10 protein-coding genes are annotated in these 10,089 nt (G+C 39.5%); 2 read left to right on the top strand and 8 right to left on the bottom strand.

Going from position 1 to position 10,089, the window contains the following annotated elements; translation table 11 throughout:
* Positions 1-186 precede the first annotated feature (186 nt).
* Positions 187-1,107 carry an RpnC/YadD family protein gene (locus MUB24_RS18095; RefSeq protein WP_244706538.1) on the bottom strand — a complete coding sequence of 307 codons (921 nt, stop codon included), beginning with the start codon at positions 1,105-1,107 and terminating at the stop codon, positions 187-189.
* A gap of 316 nt (positions 1,108-1,423) precedes the next feature.
* On the opposite strand from MUB24_RS18095, the gene MUB24_RS18090 reads away from it, so the two are divergent.
* Both MUB24_RS18090 and MUB24_RS18085 read left to right on the top strand, forming a co-directional pair.
* A complete protein-coding gene (locus MUB24_RS18090; RefSeq protein WP_244706536.1) occupies positions 1,424-2,434 on the top strand; it encodes an LLM class flavin-dependent oxidoreductase in 1,011 nt (336 codons plus the stop codon).
* Positions 2,435-2,658: 224 nt separating this feature from the next.
* Positions 2,659-3,075, top strand: coding sequence for a phosphatase PAP2 family protein (locus MUB24_RS18085; protein ID WP_244706534.1), 417 nt, complete (start codon positions 2,659-2,661; stop codon positions 3,073-3,075).
* Between the two features lie 28 nt (positions 3,076-3,103).
* On the opposite strand, the gene MUB24_RS18080 is transcribed toward MUB24_RS18085, so the two are convergent.
* The 7 genes from MUB24_RS18080 to MUB24_RS18050 form a co-directional block, all read right to left on the bottom strand.
* On the bottom strand, positions 3,104-3,886 hold the full coding sequence (locus MUB24_RS18080) for an HAD family hydrolase (RefSeq protein WP_244706532.1): 783 nt from the start codon (positions 3,884-3,886) through the stop codon (positions 3,104-3,106).
* Positions 3,887-3,923: 37 nt separating this feature from the next.
* Positions 3,924-4,700, bottom strand: a complete 777-nt coding sequence (locus MUB24_RS18075) for an endonuclease/exonuclease/phosphatase family protein (protein ID WP_244706530.1) — start codon at positions 4,698-4,700, stop codon at positions 3,924-3,926.
* Between the two features lie 201 nt (positions 4,701-4,901).
* A complete protein-coding gene (locus MUB24_RS18070; protein ID WP_244706528.1) occupies positions 4,902-5,051 on the bottom strand; it encodes a hypothetical protein in 150 nt (49 codons plus the stop codon).
* A 40-nt stretch (positions 5,052-5,091) separates the two neighbouring features.
* Entirely contained in the window at positions 5,092-5,847 is a 756-nt protein-coding gene (locus MUB24_RS18065; RefSeq protein ID WP_244706527.1) for a Cof-type HAD-IIB family hydrolase, read from the bottom strand.
* A 303-nt stretch (positions 5,848-6,150) separates the two neighbouring features.
* Complete coding sequence (locus MUB24_RS18060; protein WP_244706525.1) at positions 6,151-6,888, bottom strand: glycerophosphodiester phosphodiesterase; 738 nt, start codon at positions 6,886-6,888, stop codon at positions 6,151-6,153.
* A gap of 284 nt (positions 6,889-7,172) precedes the next feature.
* Positions 7,173-7,676, bottom strand: coding sequence for an MgtC/SapB family protein (locus tag MUB24_RS18055; protein ID WP_396426778.1), 504 nt, complete (start codon positions 7,674-7,676; stop codon positions 7,173-7,175).
* Between the two features lie 924 nt (positions 7,677-8,600).
* Positions 8,601-9,797, bottom strand: a complete 1,197-nt coding sequence (locus MUB24_RS18050) for an IS200/IS605 family accessory protein TnpB-related protein (RefSeq protein ID WP_244706523.1) — start codon at positions 9,795-9,797, stop codon at positions 8,601-8,603.
* Positions 9,798-10,089 lie beyond the last annotated feature (292 nt).

Below are 10,089 nucleotides of genomic sequence, written 5' to 3'. Positions count from 1 at the left end.
AGGGGCAGTTAAAAAAGGGTGAATTACACTACAACTTTCTGACAAACAAAAACAGCCTAAGAGTCAGCATTCATGCGGGTTCTAGGCTGTTTTTGTTTATTTTAACTGCAAAAGTCAGGGTATATATTAAATCGCTTACGGTAAAAGATCCCAAGACAGCCATTTGTCTAGGGATCCATATAATAATTATAGCTTCTTTTTCAACTCTTCTATTTCCTCTTTCTCCAAATCCGTTACCTCTGCAATCAATTCGATCGATAACCCTTTTTTAAGCATCCCTAGCGCTACTTTTTTGATGCCTTTCTCTTCACCAACTTTTTCTCCTATCTCTTTCCCTATCTTTTTCCCTTTCTCAATCCCTCTTTCTTCATAAGAAATGGGGATTTCCATGATTTTGATTCTTTCGGCTTCATCCATATAATTGATTTCGTTCATCAATTGTTCCTCCTCCTGTTTATTAAGTATTAAATAACGTTCGAAAAATCCATAGACCAATCGTTGTCTGGCTGAATCCAATTCCATTTTTACAAGCATCCTTAGGAATTCCTTTTTTACCTGAACCTTTTCTTCCTCGGTATACCCCATTTTACTCAACAGCGCTGCGGCGGCGGGATTGTTTGGCTCTATATAATCCCGCCAATTCTTTTTCTTCAGATGAAGTGTCAAATAGTTGAAGGTTAGTACATGAAAGAATGGAAAAGCCATCGTATATTGATTCTTTTCCCAGTTTTCCTCATAGCTAAAAACGGCAATGGGGATAATCGGCTTCCTATACTTGTTGTATAAAAGACTAAAGTATTGATACATGCGCTTGTGAAAATAGGTTTGCCTCGTACTCTGGGGTTCAATGTGGATGATGATCAATGATTCCGTACCTTTTAGCTTTGTTTCAATGACAATATCCAGTCTGCGGGTTTCCCCTTCCAATAAATCTGTGAAGACTTCTTCTGATATTGGCGTCAGTTCGTGAAAATCAACAAACGAATGGACCTCCGGAAAAAACGCCTCTAAAAATTCTTCAAAAAAAGTATGAATTAATTCCTTAAATAATTGGTCATGCCGGGTATAATCAGGGGGGCTTTCCTTGACCAGTTGTGCCAGGGGCATATGAGCACTCCTTTGCAGATTTTTTTGAGGATGGACTGAGGTGTGTTTCTGTCTTTATTATAGCAAATAACGACAAAGGGAGGAAAGCATTTTCACCCTGATCAAAATCCGGGCATAGTTCTCCAAAGCCGATTGGGACCAATAAACCCTATAAATCTTGTCCATTCCTGTTTATTTAGTTATTCGACAATGTTCATTCCAAACTCATCTTTAAGAAGGACGTGGGAACAATTAATATTTTGATATAAGTGTAATCATTGGACATAGGTATTTTTTCACCGTATTCTTTATTTAATGTACGTTTAGGAGGGTAAACATGGGCACTATAAAATATTTTCATGATATTCCTTTATCCGTTTTAGATCTAGCCCCGATCACAGAGGGCAGTCATGCCACACAATCCTTCAAAAACAGTGTGGAGTTAGCACAGCTTACGGAAAAATTGGGGTTTAATCGCTATTGGTTAGCAGAGCATCATAATATGCCCGGCATTGCCAGCTCAGCGACGGCTGTATTAATTGGACATATTGCTGGGGCAACCAATCGAATTCGTGTTGGGGCAGGAGGGATTATGCTGCCAAACCATGCCACACTTGTGATTGCCGAACAATTTGGTACACTAGAATCCCTCTATCCCGGCCGCATAGATTTAGGACTTGGGCGTGCGCCTGGAAGTGATCAAGCCACAGCCTATGCTTTAAGAAGGACCTTACAAAGAGGGGCGGAAGAATTCCCCATGCAATTAGAGGAGCTGGAGGAGTATTTTGAAGGAAGCCCAAACGCACGGGTACGTGCCATTCCTGGCGAAGGTTTGAATATTCCTATATGGTTGCTTGGTTCAAGTGACTTTAGTGCAAGACTTGCAGCTCAGAAAGGACTTCCTTTCTCCTTTGCCAGCCATTTTTCACCAGACTATACATTACCGGCCTTACAGATTTATCGAGAAAACTTCCAGCCATCAAAGGCATTAGATCAGCCCTATGCAATGCTTGGGGTAAATGTGATTGCAGCAGAGACGGATGAAAAAGCGCAATGGCTCTCAACCTCTCAGCAACAACAATTTTTAAGCTTAGCGCGCAATCAGCCAACCAAATTGAAACCACCTGTTAAGAATATGGAAGAAATTTGGTCACCAATGGAACAAGCTCATATTGAAAAAACGCTTGATTCCCGCTCTACGATTATCGGCAGTCCGGAAACGGTTCGCAGAAAACTAGAGGCTTTTATTGAAGAGACCAAAGCAGATGAAGTGATTATAAACTCACAAATTTATCATCAAGAAGATCGATTGCGCTCTTATGAAATCATAGCTGAGATGATGGCCTAATAGGGACTTTGCGAATGAGAAGGATTTTCATCGCGTTCAGCCTCTTACTTTTCATCGGGCTAGTATGGGCGTATCATACGCCCTATCTCACTCAGTTCGATTTAAAAATCCTCTTGTTCTTCGAGGACCACCGTACACCCTTTTTTAATACTTTTTTTGCGTTTGTCACTGAAATAGGTTCGATTAAGGTACTTTTTCCCTTATGTATAGGGGTTTCCATTTATTTGGCTCTAAAAAAGTTTTATTTTGAAATTGGCTGTCTTTGGATTGTCTTCTGGAGTTCACGAGGGGTTAATTTTGTCCTAAAGGAATGGATCAAACGAGATCGGCCTTCGCTGCATCCATTAATCGATATAGGAGATTATAGTTTTCCAAGTGGTCATTCCATGAACTCTATTGCGACATTAGGTTTTCTGTGCTATTTGCTGATCATCATTTCGAAGGGCGATCATAAGTGGAAAATTTTTTGGTCCCTTTTTACTGGAATAATGGTGTTCTTGATTGTCATAAGCAGACTTTATTTAGGTGTCCATTATCCTTCAGATGTACTGGCTGGATTGGCCGTGGGGTATCTATTACTCGTATGCTTCCTTCCCCTTTTCTCTTTTATTCAAAAGAAACGGCTAGCGGATCGCCCGTAAAGGTGAGCCCGCTAGCCTTTTTTATAAATTAGGGATTAACCGCTAAATTTTCCCTTTTTAGCTCCACCTCAAGTAATTCATGGATGGAATGGATTATTATTTTCGGGATATAATTTTCTTCAGGAGTAAGGTCATCGTAAATCTTTCTCTGAAAAATTTTCGTTAAGTAGCCTTTCTGCTTTGCTCTTTTTTTAGGAGCGATTTTCTTCAGAACTTCAGGCATCTGGTGGTCGATTAATATAGATAATGCACCTAACTGGTTGGCAAAATACACATCATGATCCAAACGATCGCCTACATGAGCAATGAGTTCCCCTTCTTTAAGCAACGGATCAACCAACCTAATGTCCGGCTTGGCAAACCCCGTCTCGCAAGGTGTGAGGATCGTATCCATTTGTTCAGCTAAATCAATCGCCTCCAAAACTGGGTATTGATATTTATAAAAGCCATTTGTGACACCCCCCAGCTTAAACTTGCGTTTCTTTAATTCTCCCAAAATAGTTAAGGCGTTTCTTTCCAGTAAGAAGACTTTTGGATCTACTGAATGCTTGCGAACTAAATCCGCAATATTAATTTTTATGGGAATACCGTGTTCAGCCAAAACGACCTCTAAAATATCATCCCAATCATAAGCAGCTACATCTCTTTTTTCCCTTACTCGTTCTCTTTGTTCCTTTATAATTTCCGGCAATATTCTATCGGTTACTTGCAAATGAGGGGCGACCAAGCTTTCAATTTCCGGGAACACCCAGTCTCTAAATGGATTTTGCATCAGTGTTTCATCCAGATCGAACGTGATGTATTTTTTCATCTTTTGCCACTCCTTCAAACTTTACCTATTTACCTTACTAGTAATGATCGAATTGCCCCTGCACAGGGTAATGATCAGAAATTCTATTAACACGGTCATCACGGATAATCGTTGATTTCGGATTTAGTTGCAACATCGCCTGATTGACCAACATATAGTCAATCCTGACATAAATAGGATCTTGCGGTTCACCCTTGATTTTCGTTGGTAGAGAATGATCCAAGGATTCACCAATCCCTATGTCATGTAGTCCCGCATCCAGTAAAGTCTGCATCGGTTGATAATTAATCTCTCCATTTAGAATATGTTGTCGGTTTGAAAACTTCCGCTGAATCATTTTTTCTTTTGCATTGTTTTTTAGATAATCATCCTGATCAAGAGGTGATAATGTATTTAAATCTCCCATCAACATAAGGGGCTCGTGGATGGACTGAATATAATCGGCAATTTCGGCTGTTTCCTTCTCTCTAATTGTGGATTCAAATGGTGAAAGATGTGTGACGAGAAAGTGAATCTGTTGAATTTTGACATGTAAAAGCCCATGATGAAAAGGAGGTGCATTTGTAGCATAGACTTTTTTAATTGGAAATTTTGAAGCAATTCCAATTGAATAGGGGCTGGATTCCATTCGATAAAGTAGCGTGTAAGGCATTCCTAGTTTCTCCATTTCCCTCTGGAATTCCTCTTCTGTCCAATCATTCATTTCATTGAAACCAGCAATATCATATTCTTGCTGTTTTAACCAGTTAAAAAGCAATGTATAGCGTTCTGTTGTTCTACAACCATCCAAAATATTATATTGTACGATTTTCATTGAAAATACATCCTTTCCTAAAATAAAAACTTTATAGAGTCTGCTTTTATGAAAAAATTATCAAGTTCAAGACAGCTTTGCCATGCAAGAAAGACTTTGAGCCGTTGAACAGAGACTTCGTGCCATTGAACGCTCACTTTGAACCATTAAATGCCGACTTCGGACCGTTGAATCCTGACTTTGAACCATTAAACATCGACTTTAGACCATTAAACGGCGATTTCGGACCGTTTCACCAAGACGGCTTAGTAAAGGCCCCATTCGTTCTGTCCCCTTTTCACTTTGAAACTCTGAATTCTCTCGTACACCCATTTGCTTTAGTGTGTGATCTGGTTTGTTTGACTTGAGCAACTTCTCATCCCCACTTCATGCTAAAAAATTCAAATTGATATTATTTTATCGGAATATATGTACCTAATAAATAACGTTGAATGGCTTTTGCTACACCATCTTCTTCATTTGAATCGGTTACAACATCCGCTATTTGTTTTAATTCATCATCAGCATTCCCCATGGCCACACCAAGTCCTGCTGCTTGAAGCAAACGCCAATCATTCATGTTGTCGCCAACAGCCATCACTTGATCCATTGTAATACCAAGGAGCTCACAGACTCTACGTACGCCCGTTTCCTTTGAAATTCCCTTTAGAGATATTTCAATATTGATAGGTGCAGAACGTGTCGTCTCAATACTCTTTCTCTTTTGCAATAACTCTCTTAATTTTTGAATCTCATTAAGATCCGGATGGTGCATGCCAAATTTCAGCCAATCTCGATCAAACATTTCATCTGTCCAATCCCGTTTATGCGTCAGACTTTCGACACTGTATCCCCAAAATTCTGCATCTGCCTTCATGGCTTGTTCATAGAGCCAACGAATATCTTCTCTACTAATAAAATAACGCTCCCAAACCTCACCAGGGCCTTTCCATATTTCTGCTCCATTGACTAAAACCATTGGTGCGTCGATGGCTAAATCATCCCAGATTGCACCAGCCGTCTGAATCCCCCGGCCAGTAGAAAAAATGACCGTCACCCCTTCATCTACTGCTTTACGAATCCATCTCCTTGTCTCAGCGGTTATTTTCTTATCATCCGTCAGTACCGTTCCATCCAAATCAAGCGCTAACAATTTGTAGTTTGGCATTTCATTGTTTTCCCCCTGCTTTGCATTGCTTCATTTTTTATACAACCGGGTGAGCGGCCCTTTTGTTGATTCCATCTTCCCATCATCTACCATTAAGGATAAGCCTTTTCTCGCAGTCTTTTATCTATTCCTTCTCTTTATATTAAATCAAATTGATTGATTAAATCATAAAACAAATAGATGCTAATTTCAAGACTTTTATTGCCTTTTTTAGAAATGCTTTCCTCCCTCCCCTTCGCCATTTTCTTAAGAGGCTAAAGGGGAAGGCATGGGGAACTGTATGAGCCATGCAGGCATAAAAATTCAATCTATGTTCTCTACTTTTTTCAAGAGATTCATCGCCTTTTCAGGAAAATCTGTAAAAATACCCGCTACCTTTGCCTGGAAAAAGCTTTCCAAATCCTCATCTTTATTGATTGTAAACACCCTTACAGGAAAACCATTTTGTTGCGCCTCTATAATCATTTCATGGTCTGTTTCAGGGAGATAGGTGTGAAGAGCTTTGGCTCCTATATGTGTAGCATACTGCCATGGTTGCTCCATTTTTTTTGTATATAGAATGGCACATTCAAGATTTTGGTTTAAGGCCATCACTCTTTTAAGAGAATCATGATTAAACGAGGAGATGATTGATTCCTGCAAGTAATGAAATTCCTCGAGTTCACGAATCATTTTTTTCTCAATTCCTGTATCTTCTTCAACGCGCTTTTTAATTTCAATATTCAATTCAATATTTGTACCTTGTAGCAAGGCTAATACTTCACGGAAAGTAGGAATGGTTTCACCGGCAAACTCAGATGAAAATTTTGAACCGGCATCAAATGCTTTAAGTTCCTCTACTGTATAATCCTCTACTTTTCCACTCCCACTTGTAGTACGGTCCAGTGTATAGTCATGTATAACGACTAATTCATGATCCTTCGTTAATTGAATATCCAGTTCAATTCCATCTACTCCAAGCCGGATGGCCTCTTGAAAAGCAGCGATTGTATTTTCAGGATGTGTTCCAGAACTCCCACGATGTGCAAATATTTTTGTCATGATTAAAACTCCTTTATATAACATTACTTATTTTTTCATCATATATGACTTGATTCTCTTTCAGTGCGTGTTCAAAAAGGAGGATAAAAAGGACCAAGAAGTTCGAGGCGGCGCAGTTTCGAGCAGCGGAATGTCTGCTTTTAAATACATGAGCACAAGGAAAGCTTCCCTGAATCCGCATCGCACGAAGGAAAAGTGGTTTTCTTTTCCGAGGAGCGGAGAAACAAGCCAACGAAGAAATTCGCTTATGTCTTTTTACCGGACTTTTTGAACATCCTCTTTCACTATGATTCAATATCAATTTCTGTTTCTCTATGGCTTTCCAATTTATTTTTTTCTAGTAAAAGCCCCATATTGGTGACCAAAAATGACACAACAACAGCACAGATAACAATCGCATAAAATCCCGCACCAATTCCGATTCCCACTCCTCCTGCAAATAAAATCATAGCAGCAGATGTAAGTCCCTTCACCTTTAATCCATCCTTTAATATCATCCCTGCTCCTAAAAATCCTAAACCTGAAACAATTTGCGCTGCCAACCTCATGGGATCCATCATTTTCCCACTATTATGTTGACTCAACATTTCGGCACTTTGAATGGAAATTATGGTGATCAGTGTACAAGCCACACAGACATATGTATAGGTTTTAATCCCGGCAGGCTTGCTTTTAAATGATCGATCTAATCCGATTAAAAAACCAAGAATCGCACTAATCACAACTCGTATAAACATCTCTCCATGACCATAGATATAATTGTCATATAAAAAGTGGAAGAATTCCACTGTAAAACCTCCTTTTTAGTTCCTCTTTTTCTAAGCTGTCATTCATAAATGTATGAAAAAGATAAGCCCTTAGTTAAAAACTAAAGATGGGCTGTTATGTGCTTGTAGGAAAAGCAAGAAGTTTACTGGTCACTAAGCGCGGCAACGTAAACGACCTCCAGTACTCTCCTTATCTTGAAAGAGAAAGAACCCTCAAAAAGAATAATGAAGTCCAAACAAAAAATTGGAAAACATTAAACTTTTCTAAGGGTTCTCTTCTTCTCTACCCAAAATATGAACAAAAGTTTTTAACGGTTTTAATACACTATAAATAAAGTGGATACGCTTCCAATGTATTATATAAATGTTAACAACACTTGTCAACTACTACCTTATTCATTCCTTTGGGTGATCCATCACGATTTCTACTAAAGATAGAGAAAGTCGATTCGTTAGAAAACCGTTAACTAGAATATATACACTCCTGCCCTAACGGTTAGGCATCCTCTTATCTGCCAACTTCCATATCGCCCAGAGATTAAAGATTGCTCGCATCTCCTGCCTGTATCATGAATGTTCGGCAGATTAAGAGGTTTGTTACTCTATCGCTCCCTATGAGTAAGGGAATAGTCATCCTTTGGTGGCTAGACTCTCTCATAAGGAGTTTTTTGTTGCTTAGTGTATTATAAAATCCTAGCTTGTGGATAAGGTTTGTCGTCCAGCTCCAGCGCCCAGCGACTAGCAAACTTTCGGTGCCTGCTTGCGTAAGTCAACATCAGTTCGCCTTCCGCTTTTCGTGGCTCACTGTGTTTCCTTTATCTCAGGCCAACAGGATGTTGGTAACAAAGGCATTGTGCCAGGAAGGCGCTTATTTAGCCTTTGAACCTTTTCATCCTTATTATAAAAGTTTGTACGTCGCTAAACGGGTGCTTGCGCTTTTGTTCTTTAACTAACTTTCTCTTTCTTGGCTTTCTTTGGCTTTTTCTTCAATCGATCTATATAACCTTGACCTTTTCTGGCAATGATATAACTTGCCGCTTGGTGGCGGTTCAATTTCATTCTGAGTCCGTATTTCTCCATCCCGATCTGGCTTGTGTAAGCAGGATTGACGAGGATGAATGGCACTTCTTGACGATGACACGCATTCTCCATCACTTGCTTATAACGTGAGTAATCGAACGCATGAATCATCTTATTGTACGCTGTATTGGCCTTTTTAGCGATCTTCGCTTTCGTTTTCTTGAAGTTTAAGTCTTCCATGACGATTGGCTTTCCTTGCTCTTTCGCTAGTGCGACGATGGTTGAAATGACTTGTTGAATTTCTGATTTCGCATGGTTTCCTGTGCCATGATAACGAAGTGGGTAATGGCGAAGTTGAATGAGATTGCCATAGGCATCTGTTTCAGACGAGCTGATGAAACCATCGTTGTAGTCAAAACCAAAGGCACCGTATCCTGCAGTTGTTTTGGCAATGATATCATCTGTTACCCAAGTGAAAATCACTTGAAGATACCACTTGCGACCACGTTTTAGGATTCGAAATGTTAAGGGGGTTTCGTTCGCTGTATCCTTCACTTTGTGTGCTTGAAGAATATGGATCAATATGTCTCGATGATGGTTGAACGTCAGATTTTCTAAGTAGATATACTTGTCCTTGTCGTTTATCATCAACCCTAAATCCTTGCGAATTTGGGCATGGAAGAAACCAGTATTTTCGTCATACCTTAATTGAAAGTTTTGATTTCCATAGCTCTCTTCTTTTGAGCCAACAAAATTGATTTGACTATCCCGCTTGTTACGGAAGGTATTGCGCCAGCCTTCGTGCGAACGAAAACCATTTTCTTCTAGCCAATATTGAGCGTTGAATAGTCGCTTGCTTCCCCAACAAAGAGGGAATACTTCGAGTTCATCACGTTTTTCGTATGTCACAAGTTGTTGCTTCATCCTATTGAGCTTTTGCTTGCGTTGCCACAATTCCTGTTTTAATCGTCGGTAACGATCTAATTGCTTTTCAGTTGCTTTGTTGATACGAACGTTCTCTTTGCGTTCTTCCACCTGCTCTGTTACCTTCGCAATCCGTTTCTCCATGACGGAAATCTTTGTGTGCAGATTCGCTTCCTCAACCGCCTTCAACTCTTTCAATGCTTTCAGTCTGCCTTTGGCTGTTTGAATAAGTGTGTTGGCTGTCCTCTTGTCGACAGAATATGTATGTTGTATGTACGTTTCGTAAATTCTGACCGTTTAAACACAAAAATCACCTTCGATACGGACGATCTATAATACAAGTATAGCACTAAAGGTGGGATCTTGAAATATTTATATTCAAATATATTCATATAATACCTTTTGAATATAAAGTCTGTAACAGTGGATTAACCCCACCTTAAATTTTTCTTAGAAAATGAAGTGGGGGAGTAATTCATCGTAACCTATG

The sequence above is a fragment of the Lederbergia sp. NSJ-179 genome, from assembly GCF_022867885.1.
Classification (GTDB): domain Bacteria; phylum Bacillota; class Bacilli; order Bacillales; family Bacillaceae_C; genus Lederbergia.
The sequence above is the reverse complement of the archived record's forward strand: the minus strand, read 5'-3'. Positions and strand labels throughout refer to the sequence as shown.